The 16,625-nt window shown below is 39.5% G+C and carries 17 protein-coding genes; 9 read left to right on the forward strand and 8 right to left on the reverse strand.

Going from position 1 to position 16,625, the window contains the following annotated elements; genetic code table 11:
• Positions 1-91 precede the first annotated feature (91 nt).
• Entirely contained in the window at positions 92-292 is a 201-nt protein-coding gene (locus tag PSPO_RS01045; RefSeq protein ID WP_010562181.1) for a YheV family putative zinc ribbon protein, read from the forward strand.
• 17 nt (positions 293-309) lie between these two features.
• On the opposite strand, the gene PSPO_RS01050 is transcribed toward PSPO_RS01045, so the two are convergent.
• Complete coding sequence (locus PSPO_RS01050; RefSeq protein ID WP_040642755.1) at positions 310-522, reverse strand: SlyX family protein; 213 nt, start codon at positions 520-522, stop codon at positions 310-312.
• Positions 519-1,499, reverse strand: coding sequence for a WD40 repeat domain-containing protein (locus tag PSPO_RS01055; protein ID WP_010562179.1), 981 nt, complete (start codon positions 1,497-1,499; stop codon positions 519-521). The genes PSPO_RS01050 and PSPO_RS01055 overlap by 4 nt, the downstream gene beginning before the upstream one ends.
• Before the next feature lie 224 nt (positions 1,500-1,723).
• On the opposite strand from PSPO_RS01055, the gene fkpA reads away from it, so the two are divergent.
• The 3 genes from fkpA (at position 1,724) to PSPO_RS01070 (ending at position 4,632) form a co-directional block, all read left to right on the forward strand.
• The gene (fkpA, locus tag PSPO_RS01060) at positions 1,724-2,476 is read left to right on the forward strand and encodes an FKBP-type peptidyl-prolyl cis-trans isomerase (protein ID WP_010562178.1); all 753 of its coding nucleotides are present in this window, start codon (positions 1,724-1,726) and stop codon (positions 2,474-2,476) included.
• Positions 2,477-2,598: 122 nt separating this feature from the next.
• Positions 2,599-4,059, forward strand: a complete 1,461-nt coding sequence (locus PSPO_RS01065) for a coniferyl aldehyde dehydrogenase (RefSeq protein ID WP_010562177.1) — start codon at positions 2,599-2,601, stop codon at positions 4,057-4,059.
• Positions 4,060-4,632 carry a TetR/AcrR family transcriptional regulator gene (locus PSPO_RS01070; RefSeq protein ID WP_010562176.1) on the forward strand — a complete coding sequence of 191 codons (573 nt, stop codon included), beginning with the start codon at positions 4,060-4,062 and terminating at the stop codon, positions 4,630-4,632.
• Positions 4,633-4,653: 21 nt separating this feature from the next.
• On the opposite strand, the gene PSPO_RS01075 is transcribed toward PSPO_RS01070, so the two are convergent.
• Positions 4,654-5,124 (reverse strand): Rsd/AlgQ family anti-sigma factor, encoded by a 471-nt coding sequence (locus tag PSPO_RS01075; RefSeq protein ID WP_010562175.1) that lies wholly within the window; start codon positions 5,122-5,124, stop codon positions 4,654-4,656.
• 432 nt (positions 5,125-5,556) lie between these two features.
• On the opposite strand from PSPO_RS01075, the gene hemE reads away from it, so the two are divergent.
• Both hemE and nfi read left to right on the forward strand, forming a co-directional pair.
• Complete coding sequence (gene hemE, locus PSPO_RS01080; protein WP_010562174.1) at positions 5,557-6,624, forward strand: uroporphyrinogen decarboxylase; 1,068 nt, start codon at positions 5,557-5,559, stop codon at positions 6,622-6,624.
• 36 nt (positions 6,625-6,660) lie between these two features.
• Positions 6,661-7,326: a deoxyribonuclease V gene (gene nfi / locus PSPO_RS01085; RefSeq protein WP_010562173.1), complete on the forward strand. Its 666-nt coding sequence runs from the start codon at positions 6,661-6,663 to the stop codon at positions 7,324-7,326.
• Here the strand turns inward: nfi and PSPO_RS01090 are convergent.
• From PSPO_RS01090 to PSPO_RS01100, 3 genes are all read right to left on the reverse strand, one after another.
• Positions 7,307-8,692 carry a TonB family protein gene (locus tag PSPO_RS01090; protein ID WP_010562172.1) on the reverse strand — a complete coding sequence of 462 codons (1,386 nt, stop codon included), beginning with the start codon at positions 8,690-8,692 and terminating at the stop codon, positions 7,307-7,309. The two genes, nfi and PSPO_RS01090, sit on opposite strands and share 20 nt — an antisense overlap.
• 133 nt (positions 8,693-8,825) lie before the next feature.
• Complete coding sequence (sthA, locus tag PSPO_RS01095) at positions 8,826-10,247, reverse strand: Si-specific NAD(P)(+) transhydrogenase (RefSeq protein ID WP_040642747.1); 1,422 nt, start codon at positions 10,245-10,247, stop codon at positions 8,826-8,828.
• A 15-nt stretch (positions 10,248-10,262) separates the two neighbouring features.
• Complete coding sequence (locus tag PSPO_RS01100) at positions 10,263-11,399, reverse strand: acyl-CoA desaturase (protein WP_010562170.1); 1,137 nt, start codon at positions 11,397-11,399, stop codon at positions 10,263-10,265.
• Positions 11,400-11,526: 127 nt separating this feature from the next.
• On the opposite strand from PSPO_RS01100, the gene fabR reads away from it, so the two are divergent.
• A complete protein-coding gene (gene fabR, locus PSPO_RS01105; protein WP_010562169.1) occupies positions 11,527-12,147 on the forward strand; it encodes an HTH-type transcriptional repressor FabR in 621 nt (206 codons plus the stop codon).
• 21 nt (positions 12,148-12,168) lie between these two features.
• Here fabR and trmA read toward each other — a convergent pair whose 3' ends face one another.
• Entirely contained in the window at positions 12,169-13,266 is a 1,098-nt protein-coding gene (gene trmA, locus PSPO_RS01110; RefSeq protein WP_010562168.1) for a tRNA (uridine(54)-C5)-methyltransferase TrmA, read from the reverse strand.
• 335 nt (positions 13,267-13,601) lie between these two features.
• Between trmA and PSPO_RS01115 the strand changes: the two genes are divergently transcribed.
• Entirely contained in the window at positions 13,602-14,717 is a 1,116-nt protein-coding gene (locus PSPO_RS01115) for a DUF5610 domain-containing protein (protein WP_010562167.1), read from the forward strand.
• Positions 14,718-14,785: 68 nt separating this feature from the next.
• Entirely contained in the window at positions 14,786-15,547 is a 762-nt protein-coding gene (gene murI, locus PSPO_RS01120) for a glutamate racemase (protein ID WP_010562166.1), read from the forward strand.
• On the opposite strand, the gene PSPO_RS01125 is transcribed toward murI, so the two are convergent.
• The gene (locus tag PSPO_RS01125) at positions 15,537-16,004 is read right to left on the reverse strand and encodes an RNA recognition motif domain-containing protein (RefSeq protein ID WP_010562165.1); all 468 of its coding nucleotides are present in this window, start codon (positions 16,002-16,004) and stop codon (positions 15,537-15,539) included. The two genes, murI and PSPO_RS01125, sit on opposite strands and share 11 nt — an antisense overlap.
• Positions 16,005-16,625: the final 621 nt, after the last annotated feature.

Consider the following 16,625-nt stretch of genomic DNA (forward strand, 5'->3'; position numbering starts at 1 on the left):
ATTTTTGAAAACTTTTCTTGCGCTAGTATATCAAGTAATCAGTGTTGTTTGTTAAAATCGCTTTATCAACATTGTGATTAATTTGAAAACCATGAAACAGAAAAAACGTTTTATCGCAGGCGCAACCTGCCCAGAGTGTAAAAAGCAAGATACCATGATGCTATACAAAGAAATGGATGTTGAAAAAGTAGAGTGTGTTGAATGTGGTCATACGATGACGCAGGCTGAAGGCCAAGTTCAAGCGTCAACACGCCAGTTTGAACAAGTAATTGGTGTATTTAAGCCTGAGTGATCAGGCTTTACGTCAATTTAGTAATGCGGTGGCGGGGTTTCATGCTCTTCACTGACGACCGAGGACGGCTTCATTTCTTTTAGCTTTTCACCTACCAACTCAATTTGACGGGTCATTTTTGCCATCGCCATTTGATGCTGCTTTAGCTCGTCATTTAAAATGTCGATAGTTTCATCTTGGTACGCTACCTTTGTTTCAAGTTCGGTAATACGCGCTTCAAGACTGGTTATTTGTTCATTTGCCATGTTTCAGATAAACCGTTAGAACTTTCACTGATAATCTGCCCATTATCGCTAAAAGCGATGTCATATACTACTGCTGATTTTGGGCGCGAGTCTTTGCGCGGTGCTACTTGCCATGTTTGTAGCTCTTTTCCTGAGTTTACATCCCATAATGCAATGGTGCGAGCCGGCGAACCTGTGAGTAGTTGATTAGCATCTGGGCTAAAGCGCACAGCGCTAAATACTTTTTGCCGTGCTCTGAATTGCAGGTTACTAATTTGCTCGCCTGTTTGTAAGTTCCATACACTTGCTTGTTTTTTACTGTCGGCGGTAAAGGCTCTGCGGCCTTCTCGGTCTAAACTTACTTGGGTTACGCGACTTGGATGATTAAAACGGTGAACTACCTGTGCACTGCGGGTATCCCACAAATATGCGGTGTAGTCATTGGCACCAGTTAGCGCGTAATAGCCATTGGGTGATAAATCGACGGCGTTAATTTTTTCGGTGTGACCCAAAAATTCGATTCTGCGACCAGTAATTAGATCGATATGAATTACTTTTCCGTCACCTCGTCCATAAAGCACGTAACGGCCGTTATTGCTGATAGCTATATCGCGAATGCTCGATTCTTGGATTTTCCAAAAGCCGATATTCTCACCATTTTCTAGGCTCCAGACAGCAAAATTAGTGCGATCTGCTGTAACCGCGAACTTATTATCATCACTAATGTCTATAGCGAGAACGAGGTTGTCTTCGCTTTGTTGGTGGCTCCATTGGTAAAGCAATGCATTGTCATTCAAATTCCATACTGAAATGCCATGATTGATAGAGGAGACAACTGCAAGGCTGCCATTGGCGTTAAGGGCCGCTGCGTAACTGCCTTGTACGGCATGTTCTTGCGCATTTTTTGGTACGACATCGGTGTTATCGCACGCCGTTAAGGTAAATAGGATAAAAATTAATAAAGTTATACTAAATGGCTTCATTTTTAATCTAATTTCCCTTAACTCTTAGACTGTGAGAGGTTAGACTAGGACGAGTTTTGAGAACAAGGTAGTTACAGATAATAATTATCGGCGTTGTCTCAGGTTAACGTCTTTGTCGTCATTATTTGTGTTTTACATCGATGTTTGTCAGCCTATCATGTAACTCATTTAATTTTAACTTAGATAATTGTAGATAAAAGGCATTTTATTTGCCGGAGAAAAAGATGAAAAAAGTATTTAAACTTTCATTCGTTGCTGCATCAGTGCTTGCACTTGCTGCATGTAATAAAGAAGCACCGAAAGCTGAAGTAAAATTAGAGACCGAAGTACAAAAACAAGCATATGGTCTTGGCGCTTCAATCGGTGAGTTTGTTAAGAAAGATCTAGAAGGTAAAACTGAAGTTGGCTTTGAACTAGATAAAGCACTTATCGTTGCTGGTTTAGAAGAGTCTCTAGCGGGTAAATCACAGCTAACAGAAGAAGAAATTAAAGAGCTTCTAACGAAACTAAATACTGAAGTTGCTGAAAAGCAGCAAGCTGCGGCGCAAGCAAAAGCTGAAGAAGTTAAAGCACAAGGCGTTGCTTTCTTAGCTGAAAACGGCAAAAAAGACGGCGTTGTAACAACTGATTCAGGTCTTCAGTATCAAATTCTTTCTGAAGGTGAAGGTAAGAAGCCGTTAGCAACAGATACGGTTGAAGTTCACTATAAAGGTACATTAATTGACGGTACTGAGTTTGATAGCTCTTACTCTCACGGTGAGCCAATTACTTTCCCACTAAATCGCGTTATTAAAGGTTGGACTGAAGGTGTTCAACTTATGGCAGAAGGTTCAAAGTACAAGTTCTTTATCCCTTCTGAACTTGCGTACGGCGAGCGCGATCTTGGTAAGATCCCTGCAAACTCAACGCTAATTTTTGAAGTTGAGCTTTTAAAAGTAGTTCAGCCTGAAGCTGAAAAAGAAGCTGCTTCTGAGTAATTTTAATTACCAGTTTTAAAAAGCCACCCAAGTCGGGTGGCTTTTTTATTTGCCTTTGTTGAATTATTGCTCTAAATTAAACTGACTAATCAGTCGGTTTTTTTATTTGGTTTAGAACTTTTATGAATTCATCCACCTCACATCCAGTTAACCTTGAGTCTGTCGACGCATCAGCACAACAAGATGTTAATGCAATTGATCTTGAAGCATCATTTTCAACACTAAAACAACAATACCTTGCGAATAAGCAGCCAAGTTTAATTGAGCGTAAAACCCTACTTAATAGCTTGAAAAATGCGCTGATTGAAAACCAACAAAGTTTGCTAGTTGCATTAAACCGAGACTATGGAAAGCGCCCTGATTTTGATAGTTTGATGGCGGATATATTACCGAGTGTTCAGCATCTTAATTATACCTTAAAGCACATAAAAACATGGTTAAAACCAGAAAGGCGCAGTGCTGGTTTGCTGCTCGCGCCATCATCCATTTATGTTCACAAACAATCTAAAGGTGTGGTGGGTGTAATTGTGCCTTGGAATTTCCCTGTATTTTTAAGTATTGGGCCAATTGCAACGGCGTTGGCGGCTGGGAACAAAGTAATGGTTAAACTTAGCGAATATACGCCATTTACTAATCAGGTATTACGTAAGATTTTTTCATCGCTAAGCGATAGCGTGACGATTATTGAGGGCGGGCCTGATGTCGCCGCTAAATTTACTCAGCTTCCTTTTGATCATGTGTTTTTTACTGGCTCGACGTCTGTCGGGCGCTTAGTGGCAAAGTCGTGTGCCGAACGATTAATACCGAATACCTTGGAGCTTGGCGGAAAATCTCCGGTAGTGATTACGCCTGATTCTGATTTAGAAAAGGCGGCTGATGCGATTATTCTTGGCAAATCGGTTAATGCGGGTCAAATTTGTGTTGCGCCTGATTACGTGCTTGTTGAACAATCTCAGCATTTAGCATTTTGTCAGACTTATTTAGAAAGATTCGCTGCTTTATATGATGTTGATAAGTTTAATGATGAGTACGGTGCAGTTATCAATTTAGCGCAGTTTGAACGACTGCAAGCCTTGTTAGATGATGCAAAAAGTAAAGGTGCTCGCGTGTTATCGCCTAAAGGCTATGAGATTGACGTGCAAAATCGCATTATGCCACCACAATTACTGGTTGATGTGAATGAGCAAATGCTGGCGTGTCAGAGTGAAATATTTGGACCTGTGCTGCCCGTAATTGCCTACAGTGAACTTAGCGAAGCGATAAACTATATCAATAACAAAGCGCGTCCATTGGCGCTTTATATTATGTCCAAGGACAAGTTGGCAATTAATCAGATTTTGCAGCAAACACACAGTGGCGGTGTATGTATTAATGATACCTTAATGCATGTGGGGGCTGATGATGCACCATTTGGTGGAATAGGCGAGTCGGGCGTTGGTAATTACCATGGTCGTGAAGGGTTTGAAACGTTTTGCCATAAGCGTACAGTATTAAAGACACCATTATGGTTACCGCGCGTTAAGCTTATTTTAAAATTTAAGGGATTGGCAAAGTCATTATTAACAAAGTTGTTTGTTCGTTAAATGAGTAACTCAAAAAAACAAAACTTACTGGACGCGGCATTAACACTATTTGTTGCACAAGGTATCTCTGAAACATCGACCGCGAGCATTGCAAAGCATGCTGGTGTCGCGACGGGAACATTATTTCATCACTTTGAAAATAAGAAGGTGTTAGTAGAAGCTCTGTATTTAAGCCTGAAGCAGGAGTTGGTGGCAAGTTTACAGTTAAGTAACGCAATCAATAGTGATGAGCAGGCATTAAGTGTATGGCGAAGCGTAATAAAATGGGGGCTTGATAATCCAGAAAAGTTTTCATTTTTTACTATTTATTATGCGAGTCCATGGCTTGAAATGGACTTTAAACAAGGTGTTTTGAATAGTGTCTTTTATTTTTTGACTGAGTATATTGAATTGCAAAAACAGCAAGGTAACTTTGTGGCTTTGCCAACTGACTTTATTGCAATGCATATTCAACAAAGCCTTATTAATACAGTGCTTTACTTAAGTCACGAGCAGGCAAATATTTTGGATGTTGAGAAGCTTATTGATAATAGCTTTAACACTTGTTTGTTTGGGCTAATCTGCAGAAATTAAAATGGCGTTAATTAACGCCACTTATTCACTGTGATGAGTGTATAGATTCTCAATAAGCTCATCTTCAAGTTCGAAGCGTTGCTCAAGAACTTGACCTAATGTTGAAAGGTCTTCGTCAAACTTAGGCATTAAGCTTTTTTCTTTTGCGTTGGCGTAATCATCGTTAAAGCTAAGTGCTATATCTGTTGAAGCTGAAATTTGCGGATAAAGCGATTGTGCAAGTTTAAGGCTTTCAGGGCCTTTTTCAGCGCATGCCTTCACTAAGTTGTCGTAAATCTCAAAATGACCCGCAGATAGGTAGTCCATCAGAATCTGACAAAACTCAAGGATTTCAGACTTTTGCGGTAGCGCTTGGTCGCTTCGTTCATAGGGAGGTAAACCTGCAAGCTTACAGTAAATTACGAGTAAATCTTGACGCTCTTGCAACCAGTTATCGATTGCCGAGTGAGCTCCACCCCATTCTTCTTTGGCTTTTTCTAATCTCGTAAGCATATATTTGTCCCTTTACTTCAATCTAATAGCTATAACAATGAAATCTTGATGAAAGGTCAACTGATTTTTAACATATTTAATTAAGATTAGATTAAGTTGCTGATAGTTATGAGGATTTTTAATATGCTATTTTGTGCTTAGAAAAAGTTCTTTATTTTCAATGTGCATAAAAAGAAAAAACCACCCAATAGGGTGGTTATAAAACTTTTTCTGACTTGATTAATTCAAGCTCTTATTTTTGTATCTATTTTATAACAAACTATTTTCATTTTAACAACGTTAAATTTCAAAAATAGGCGATTAATAGCAAAATAAGGGTAAAAAGATGAATAATTACGCATTTAAAGCGTTAGCGCTTGATCTTTCGCATAGTTAGTTAGCGTTCTAAATGATACAATTCGCGCAGTTTTATTTTTTAGGTTTTACACTACCATGAGTGAATTAAAGAACGATCGCTATTTACGTGCGCTACTTAAACAACCTGTAGATCAAACTCCAGTATGGATGATGCGTCAGGCTGGACGTTATTTACCAGAATACCGTGCAACACGCGCACAAGCTGGCGACTTTATGAGCTTATGTAAAAATGCTGAATTAGCGTGTGAAGTAACGCTTCAGCCACTACGTCGTTATCCACTGGATGCAGCGATTCTTTTCAGTGATATTCTGACGATCCCTGATGCGATGGGTTTAGGCTTATACTTTGAAACAGGTGAAGGTCCTAAATTTGAACGTCCAATTCAGTCAATGGCCGACGTTGCTAATCTACCAATTCCAGATCCAGAAGATGAACTGGGCTATGTGATGAATGCCGTGCGTACAATTCGCCGTGAATTAAAAGGTGAAGTACCGTTAATTGGTTTCTCAGGTTCGCCTTGGACACTTGCAACTTATATGATTGAAGGTGGTAGCAGTAAAACATTTGGCAAAATTAAAAAAATGGCTTTCTCAGAGCCTGAGATTTTGCACATGCTACTCGATAAGCTTGCTGATTCAGTTATTAGTTACCTTAACGCACAAGTTAAAGCCGGTGCGCAATCGCTGATGATTTTTGATTCATGGGGTGGTGTATTATCGCCGCGCGATTACAAAGAGTTCTCATTAACTTACATGCAGAAAATTGTAGATGGGTTAATTCGTGAAAACGATGGTCGTAAAGTACCTGTTACTCTATTCACTAAGAATGGCGGTTTAAACCTAGAAGCGATCGCAGCGACAGGCTGTGATGCAGTAGGCCTTGATTGGACTGTTGATATTGCTGACGCGCGTCGTCGTATCGGTGATAAAGTAGCGCTACAGGGTAATATGGATCCTGCAATGCTTCATGGTACGCCTGAGCGTATTCGTCAAGAAGTACAGCGCATTCTAGAGGGCTATGGTGACGGAACTGGTCATGTATTTAACTTAGGTCATGGTATTACACCAGAAGTTGACCCTGAAAACGCTGGAGTGTTTATCAACTCGGTAGGTGAACTAAGTAAACAGTACCACAACAAATAATGTACAGAGCCTTGCACTAGCAAGGCTTTTTTCTTTATGGCGATTACAGATTCTATTACTTGGCCTGGCAGCGTTGCCAATGCGAAGTTAATTCAACAAGAATTAGCTGCTAAAGTTAAATTAACAGCAATGCAAAACTCTGTTCGATACATTGCGGGTATTGATGTTGCATTTCCTAACAAGGGTAAAACAACACGAGCTGCCATTGTGGTGCTCAGCTTTCCTAGTCTAGAAGTGGTTGAGCTGACTGTTTATGAAGCGCCGACCGTAATTCCATATATTCCTGGAGTATTAAGCTTTCGAGAAGGTGGTGCAATACTAAGTGCGCTTGCGCAACTCAAAACCTTACCTGATGTTTTAATGTTTGATGGTCAGGGTATTGCGCATCCGTTGGGACTCGGAGTAGCGAGTCATATAGGCGTTATTTTAAATGTGCCGACACTAGGCATTGCGAAAAGCTGTTTGGTTGGTAAATTTGATGAGCCGGAGTTAACTAAAGGGTCGATTTCAGACCTGGTGATTAATTATAAGAAGAGTGGTTATGTGGTGCGTTCACGGGATAAAGTGAAGCCGCTTTTTGTTTCGCCTGGTCACTTAATAACAAAAGAGCAAGCTTTGCAGCTTGCTCTTCAATGTGTTACTAAATATCGTTTACCAGAGCCAACTCGGCTCGCCGATAAGCTTAGTAAGAATCAGATGTAGTATCAGCCATCATTGATGCTTCACTAAGTTCAATTAACTTAATGTAGTTTTGCGCTGGCCAACTTCGATTATTCGCTTCATTCAGTGCTTGTTGCAGTAACACTTGACCTTCTTGTACACGGCCAAGTTCAGAATGTGCACTACCAAGTACTGATAATAGCACTGGGTGATTATTATCAACCGCACGCGCTAACTCTGCATATTTAATTGCACTTTGTGCGTCACGTAACTCAGCAACGTCAGAAAATGCAAGTAAGCGAGAATATTCGATCATTGCCGGTAAATACTGGCTATGCGCTGCAGTTTTTAGCATTTCAGCAGCGGTTTCAACATCATAATGAATACTGCCGTAATTTAGCATGATGCGTGCTAGTTGATATTGCGCGCGTTCATTGCCAGATTCTGAAGCACGTTGTAACCAGTTAAATGCTTTTTCTTCATCAGGTTGGCAACCTTCACCATTTTCAAAACAGTGCATTAAGCGCATTTGTGCATCATGATTTCCATTAATAGCGGCTTTGTAATACCAATCGATATGCTCGTTTTCAGATGCTTTTTCAAGTACACCGTGTTCTAACATTAATGCATAGCGATTTTGTGCAACACTGTTGCCTTTATCTGCAAGCTCGACAAGCTTGGTTTTGTATTCAGTAAGTGCACGCTCAAATTCACGTTTAACTTTGCTATTTTCAGAGCCAAGCGTAAATGAAGCAACCAGATCAAATACGCGACGCGGTTCACCTGTTGGGCTTACATCAGGCTCGAATTTCCATTTTTTCACTGCTTCTAAAGCAGCTTCATCGATAACGCCTTTTGGAAATGATGCTAGAATTCGGCTATCTTCAACGACCCCACTTTCGTTGACATTATAGCCAATTGTTACCCAAGCTTTAGACGCTGAACGAGTGTTGCCATCGATTTCAGGTTCTACACGTTCTAATAATTTAGCGCGCTCAGGAAAGAAATTGGTATGCTTTGAAATAGGCGCATAGCGTAAATCATGAAGCTTTTTACCAAAGCTATCTTTTAAGTCGATATATGCTTCTTTTGCTTCTCGGCGCGAAGGTACCTGCTTACGTAATTCGCGATATTTATCTTTCGCTTGTGGGTGGCCAAAATCTTTAGCTAATAAGTACCAAGCGTAGGCTTTGGTGATATCTTTTTCGACGCCTTGGCCATTTAAATAGGCAGTTGCGAGATCGTATTGCGCATTAACATGACCAAGTTTTGCAATCTTGGTTAGTTCGCTCACATATTTTTCAACATCTCCCTGTTTTTCATAATACTTTGCAGTTGAATAGTCCGCAAAACTGCTTACAGAAAACAAAGATAGTGCTGAGGCAAGTAATAGAGTGGGGGTTTTCATACTTAACAGCCTATTATTATTTTTTTAGGCTTTTAAGTTTACAATAATTTTACACGATCTCAAGCATTAGTTTAAAAAATCGGCACTTTATGTGAATGTTTGTAATAAACCTGACATAAAGTACCTTTTTGCTTTATTTAATTAACCGATTCAATCCGTTAAGCGCAGCTACTCGATAAGCTTCTGCCATTGTTGGGTAGTTAAATGTCGTATTAACAAAGTATTCTATGGTGTTGCCACCATTTTTTTGTTCCATTACTGCTTGTCCAATGTGAATTATCTCAGCGGCACGCTCACCAAACACGTGAATGCCTAGAATCTCTTTCGTTTCAATATGGAATAGGATTTTTAGACTGCCAACTTCTGTACCTGCAATTTGTGCACGAGCTAAATGCTTAAACTGTGCGCGACCTACCTCATACGGTACTTTTGCAGCGGTGAGTTCTTGTTCTGAACGACCAACTGAACTGATTTCTGGAATAGTATAAATACCGCTTGGAATATCACGAATGAGTTTTTTATTACATTCGCCTGTGGTGATGGCATCTGCTGCGATTCGACCTTGATCAAATGCCGCACTTGCAAGGCTGGGGTAACCAATTACATCGCCAACTGCGTATATATTTTCAACTTCAGTTTGATAGTTTTCATTTACTTTCAAATTGCCTCGGCTATCTGAGCTTAAACCAATCGCTGATAAGTTAAGCTTGTCGGTGTTACCTGTTCGGCCGTTGGCAAATAGTAGGCAGTCAGCTTGCATTTTTTTACCAGATTGCATATGCATAATGACGCAATCATCGCGGGTTTCTACTTTTTTAAACTCTTCGTTATGGCGAATTAAAATGCCGCTATTCCAAAAGTGGTAACTTAATGAATCAGATGTTTCTGCATCAAGGAAAGCGAGTAGGCGATCACGGGTGTTTATAAGATCTACTTTTGCGCCTAGGCCGCGAAAAATAGAAGCGTACTCACAGCCAATTACACCTGCACCGTAAATAATAATATGACGAGGGTCGTGCTTGAGACCTAAAATGGTATCGCTGTCGTAAACGCGTTTATGATTAAAGTCGATTTCAGCAGGGCGATACGGACGAGAGCCTGTCGCAATGACAATTGTTTGCGCTGATAATGATTCGCTCGAGCCGTCATCTTTTAAAATTGAAATCGTATTTTTATCAACAAAGCTCGCCTCGCCATGAATTAAGGTAATACGGTTACGATCATAAAAGCTGGTGCGTAAATTAACCTGCTTTGAAATTACGTTACTCGCATGATCTAAAATATCTGGGTAGGTCATGCGCTCTCTGTGAGCTTGTGAATTAAACAGCGGGTTTGAATTAAACTCAATCAAGCGACTAACCGAGTGGCGCAGTGCTTTAGATGGAATTGTACCCCAGTGAGCACAACCACCACCCACTTTCGGTTGTTTTTCAACAACCGCTACGCGCTTGCCACTTTTCGCAAGGTTCATAGCCGTACCCTCACCACCAGGGCCAGTACCAATTATAATGGCATCATAATCATACTGTTTTTTAGTCGCTTGTTTTTTTGTCACAGAGTGTTCCTTTAACTAGTTTATTGCGAGCCCTTTAATTAAGGCTTTGTTTAACGCCAGCCAGTTTTGTTGTTGGTTTATTAAAGACGCTTTAATGTCATTATACTGCTTTTTCAATTGTGATTGCTCACATTGCTGTATCACTTTGTTTTTGCGCATCTCTAGTAAGCGTTTTCTTACTTTATAATAGTGCTGTATTTTACTTAATAACAACTCATATTCGTGCTGCAGTTTATCTAATTGCACATGACTGTCTTGCTTTTCAAGCAAGGTGCGTTTGGTTTTTTCCATTAACGTTGCCGCTTTTGCACGTTCAATTCGCTCTTGCGGTGTTTTGCGTAACTTTGAGGCTAATCCCAAAAATGCTAGTGATTTTATCAGCCATTTTGTCGGATCGTAATGCCACCATCGGATACCATTGCGGTAATCAGATGCAAAAATATGATGGAAGTTGTGATACCCCTCTCCGTATGTGAATAACGCTAAAAAGCCGTTGTCGCGGGCGGTGTTTGATTCCGTATACGGGCGAGAACCCCAAATATGTGCCAGCGAGTTAATGAAAAAGGTGAAGTGTTGGCTCAGTACTAAACGTAATAAACCCGCAAGAAGTAACATTCCCCATACATTGCCAAACACCAAACCAAGTACCAGTGGGATACCCAAGTTGGTAATCAGAGTAAGCGTCAAATAATGTTTATGTTGCCACATAACAACACGATTTTTTTGTAAATCTCGGCAGTTTGAGTAGTCGTTGTATCGATGTGCTTGATATTCGCGCAGCATCCAACCAATGTGGCTATACCAAAACCCGCGAGTCGCAGCGTAAGGGTCGTGTTCAGTGTCATCAACTTTGCCATGATGCAGGCGGTGATCTGAACTCCAATGTAACGCGCTATTTTGAATTGAGAACGCACCGCCGATGGCAAAAATAAATTCAATCACAGGATGGGTTTCATAAGTTTTGTGCGCCCATAAACGGTGATAACCGGCAGTAATTGATAAACCGCAATAAAACATACACGCAATAAATGCGATCCAGTTTGCGCTACTGTAGCCATACGCTAGACCGTACCAGGGCACGATGGTAACAGCAGCCAAAAAAGTGATGGTAAAAAAGAGGGTATTAAGCCAAATAATAGGTGGTTTTTTCATTCTTAAAAATCTCAGCGTACACTTGTACGCTAAAATAGTTTTATATGGCCTTTTAATCAAGTGAATTCGACAAAATTCATAAATATTTTTTCTGTGGTAAACTGCGTGCAAATTAGATGGGGGACGTATGTCGGGTATTCGCGCACAACAAAAAGAAAAGACAAGACAGGCTTTAATTGCAGCGGCTTTTAACCAGCTAAGTGCTGAGCATAGCTTTTCTAATCTAAGTTTACGTGAGGTCGCTCGTGAAGCGGGAATTGCACCTACGTCTTTTTATCGCCACTTTAAAGATATGAATGAGCTTGGGTTAACCTTAGTTGATGAAGCAGGCTTGATGTTGCGTCAATTGATGCGTCAGGCTCGCCGTCGTATTGAAAGCGGTGGCAGTATTATCAATATATCTGTGTTGACGTTTATGGAGTTTATTGATGAGTCGAGTAACCAATTCCGTTTATTATTGCGAGAGCGTTCGGGTACATCAAAAGCTTTTAGGGCGGCAGTTGCTCGTGAAATTAAGCACTTTATTCTAGAACTCGCGCATTATTTAGAAAACGAGACTGGTTGTGATGCTAATCATGCGTATATACAAGCAGAAGCAATGGTTACGTTAGTATTTAACGCAGGCGCTGAAGCGCTTGATCTCACTAAGCCACAGCGTGAACAACTTACCGAGCGTATTATTTGGCAATTGCGTTATATTGCTAAAGGGGCATCAAGCTATATCAAAGAAAAAAAAGCAGCTAAATAGCTGCTTTTTTTGATGGATGTTTTACTTGCGCGTTAAAAATACGCCGGATTCGATATGATGGGTATACGGGAACTGATCAAAAATGGCAAAACGCGCGATGGTATGAGTTTCAGTTAGTTGCTGCAAATCTCTTTCCAGCGTATCTGGATTACATGAAATATAGATAATGTTGTCATACCCTTGCACTAAATCAGTGGTGTCTTTGTCTAAACCTGCACGGGGCGGATCAACTAATATACTTTGACAGTTGTAACTTTTAAGGTCGATACCATTTAAGCGGGAAAACTCTTTTTCACCATTCATTGCCATAGTGAACTCTTCACTCGACATACGGATTATATCGAGGTTGTTGATTTTGTTTTCGGCAATATTAAATTGCGCAGACTTAACCGAAGACTTGGAAATTTCGGTGGCTAGTACGCGATTAAAGCTTGGCGCTAATGCAATTGAAAAGTTACCGTTACCACAATAAAGTTCCAGCAGATCGTTATTAAGAGGTTTTGAGACATCAATTGCCCACTCGAGCATTTGCTCATTTAGCTTGGCGTTTGGCTGAGTAAAGCTATTTTCAACTTGCTGATAAACAAGTTCACGATTATCTACATTCAGCTTTTCAATGACATATTCTTCACCAAGCACAATTTTTTGCTTGCGAGCTCGGCCAATAAAATCGATATCAAACTCTTCTTTTAGTAACGCCTTTAGCTTATTAGCCTCGTTTACCCATTCGTCATCAAGTTGCTTGTGATAAATCAAGCTAACAAGAATTTGTCCGCTTAATGTCGACAAATAATCAATTTGAAAGAGTTTACGACGTAAAATTTCATTCGGTTTTAGTAGCTCTAACAAACGAGGCATTAATTCACAAATTAATGGTGCTGCAGGATCAAACTGATCAACTCTGATTTTCTCTTTTGTTTCAGGGTCAAACATAATGTGAAATAAATCTTCACCTTCATGCCACACGCGAAACTCTGCACGTTGTCTGTAATTTTTTGCTTCAGACGCAAATACTTCTAATTTTGGCGCGTTAAACTGCGCAAATTGTTGGCTGATACGTTGTTCTTTTTCAGCAAGTTGTTCGTCGTATTGTGAAGTATCTATTTGAATTACAGGCATATGCTTTTTAACCTCTAGTGTGCGAGTCGCGCTATTGTAGGTTGTGGTTTTTCTTTGTCCAGTTATAGCATAGAAAAAATGTGACATACTTATACTGACTCACTTAAATAGCGAATCATTTGCGCGGGCTTTTTTGATTGCTAATCACGTTGTTATTTATCGATTTAGAAGGACTACATCAGAAAACTCCGCCTTAGCAACATCGAATAACATACTTAGCTAAGTGGTTATTACCATTATAGAAGGAAAACGAATAGTGCTTAAATTAATGATTTATACTTAAGTTGTTCACTATTTGGTCGATAAGTAGATGTTCTGAAATGGAGGCAATGATTATGAAAGTTGGTGGATTGGGGTATCAACCTGAAAACAAGTATGGTTTTTCTCAAAATAAACCAAACGAAATAGCACAAAACGCATCGTCTAAAGATGTTTTTACCATGTCTCAACGAATAACAATTGCAAGTCAGATCTCCTATCAAAAAATGATGGGGACAATACCATTTGAAAGTAAAGTGGAACCGCCAGCCACAAGTAATACGTTTGATTTTGAAGAAGTGGCTAAAAATGTACTGTCCTTTGTTAAAGGTGCCATTTTAGGTGCTCAAGCGGACGGAGCTGATGAAGGCTCACTGGCCAATATGCTTGAGCAAGCACGTAAAGGGATAAAGCAAGGTCTGGGTGAGGCAATTGAAGAGCTTAAAGACAGCGATTTGTTTAGTGATGATATTGAAAAAGGGGTCGAAAAAAGCCGTGAATTTATTTTTGATGGCCTAGACGAATTTGAAGAATCTTTATTTAACCCAGTAAGCGAGCAGTCAAAGTCTACGAGTTTTAATGCGCAGAATTATTATAAGCTAGAAAATGGTGCGAGTTACGAGATTAAAACAGCTGAAGGCGATGTAATTAAGTTAACATACAATAGTCAGTATCAGTCGTCGGAACAATTCTCTTATAGTAAAGATGGTAATGACGAGTCGTTCAGTTATTCGTCTTCTCAGTCGAGTTCACAAGCTTACTCATTTTCAGTCGAAGGTGATTTGAATGAAGATGAAGTAGCAGCAATTAATGAACTTATGTCAGATTTGCAAGAAGTTAGTAACGAGTTCTTTAATGGCTCGCTTGATGAAGCGTTTGAGCAAGCAAAAAATCTAAACTTGGATTCTCCACAATTGGTGGCTATGTCGATGAACTTGCAGCAAACAGAAGTAAGAGCAAGTGTGAGAGAATATCAAACGACGCAACCAGGTCGAGAAATTGCTAAGCAATTTGAACCAATAAATGAAGGGCTAAAAGAAAGCTATGACAAAGCGAAGCCACTCAATATTGAGAATCAATTGACGCAATTATTAAATTGGCTGAATCAACAGCAGGCTAATAAAGAGAATCTGTTGGATTACAGTACTAGCTTTTTTGAACAGCTAAATCAAAAGCAACAGAAAGAAAGCTAGGTCATCGCTTGTGAATTAAAAAATCTATGGCAAACTACTCGGGTTAATAACGTATTAGGTCGGGTAGTTTGGCTAAGCACATTGTTGTATTTGATTCTGGCATTGGTGGCACATCGGTACTTGAACATATTCAAGCGAGTTTACCGAGTGCGAAATTCAGCTATCTTATGGACAACAAATACCTGCCGTACGGAAAACGTTCTTCACAATTTTTAACGCAGCGTATTACTAGTCTGTTAACTCAATTTATTAAAGTAATTGAGCCTGTCGATATATTGGTTGTTGCCTGTAATACTGCGAGCACACAAACATTAGTGCAACTTCGCGCACAATTTGATTTTCCAATAGTAGGCGTTGTACCTGCAATTAAACCAGCAGCAGAGAAATCCCTAAGCAAACGAATTGGCGTATTAGCAACGCCTGCCACAGTTGCAAATGAATACACCGCGACATTGATTAATGATTTTGCAAGAAGCTGTGAAGTTGACTTATATGGTTCTAGCGAACTAGTAAGATTAGCTGAATACAAGTTCTGGTTTAATACATTAGATATGCAAGCGTTAGCTCAAGAACTCGATAAATTAGCAATAAACAGTGAAATTGATCATTTAGTTTTGGGGTGTACGCATTTTCCTATTATTGCAAATGAACTTAAACAGTTAATAAAGCATGATTTACAACTACTCGACTCTGGTGAGGCTATTGCAAATCGTGTATCGAGTCTCATTGGCGAGTGTAATGTAGTAGATAATAAAAAGCAGCCAGTAGATTATTATGCTACGGCTGCTTTAGAACAGACTAAATTACAAATCTCAGTGATTAATGATTAACACTATCATCCGAAGAATTATTGTCATCTGACTTTTGTTTCGCTTCACGTACTTTTAAAGTGCGCTGTTGAAACTCTTTATCATTTAATGCCGAGATAATTTTATCGGCATCCTTTTCTGCGACTTCTACAAAACCAAAGCCGCGACGTTTACCAGTATGCTTATCCTTTAATAGGCGAACAGAGAATATTTTCCCGTGTTGTTCAAATAAACTTCTAACAACCGCTTCGTTTGCCTTATAAGGTAAATTACCCACATAAAGTGATTTACTTGCCTCTTTCTTTTCAGTTGCACCATTAGCAGAAAAGGTTGCAAGAACACCACCAATCAAAATGCCTACAGCAATAGCCAAAGATGAACTTGTAAGTACTGATGATAATGCAAAATGAACTACGGCATAGCCGATAAGAGATGCGATAAAAATTATTATTAATGATTTTTGTTGCGATGAACTCATTTTAAAGATTCCGAATTACACAAATTAAACATAAAATTAACAAATGTTCATGCTTATCTTATCTTACTTTGCTCACAAGGCAATAATATCAGAACAAATAAGCGGTAAAATTATTTAAGTTAAGTTTAAAAAGCCCATTAAACGGCCAAAAACGTACAAAAATGAGCTGTTTTGTACGTATTTCACCCAAACGATCCAAAAAACTAAAAAAAGTTTGAAATAGGGGTTGATCCAAATTCGGATCTCTCTATAATGCGCCTCCACCAACACGGGGAACGACGCAGCATAGCAGCGAATCACGAGTTGGTTGAGTCAAGTAAAACTGAGTTTTGAAACCTTCTTAAAATAAAAAGAAAATAATCAAAATTAAGTGTTGACAAAAAAATAGGAAAGCGTAATATACGCAGCCCTAACAGCGACGAAGCGTCGCGGCAAACACTAAGTTGTTTGCAAATGCTCTTTAAAAATTTAAGCAATCATCTGTGTGGGCACTCGTACAGATTAAGTTCTAACATACGCTTTTAAAGCGTAACAAAATTTAGACTTAATTGAACTGAGTGACCATAGCTATTAAACAATTCAGCCTTGAGCTGTTTTGAGTTCACTTTTTTAAAAGTGAAA

The sequence above is a fragment of the Pseudoalteromonas spongiae UST010723-006 genome (assembly GCF_000238255.3).
In the GTDB taxonomy this organism is placed as follows: domain Bacteria; phylum Pseudomonadota; class Gammaproteobacteria; order Enterobacterales; family Alteromonadaceae; genus Pseudoalteromonas; species Pseudoalteromonas spongiae.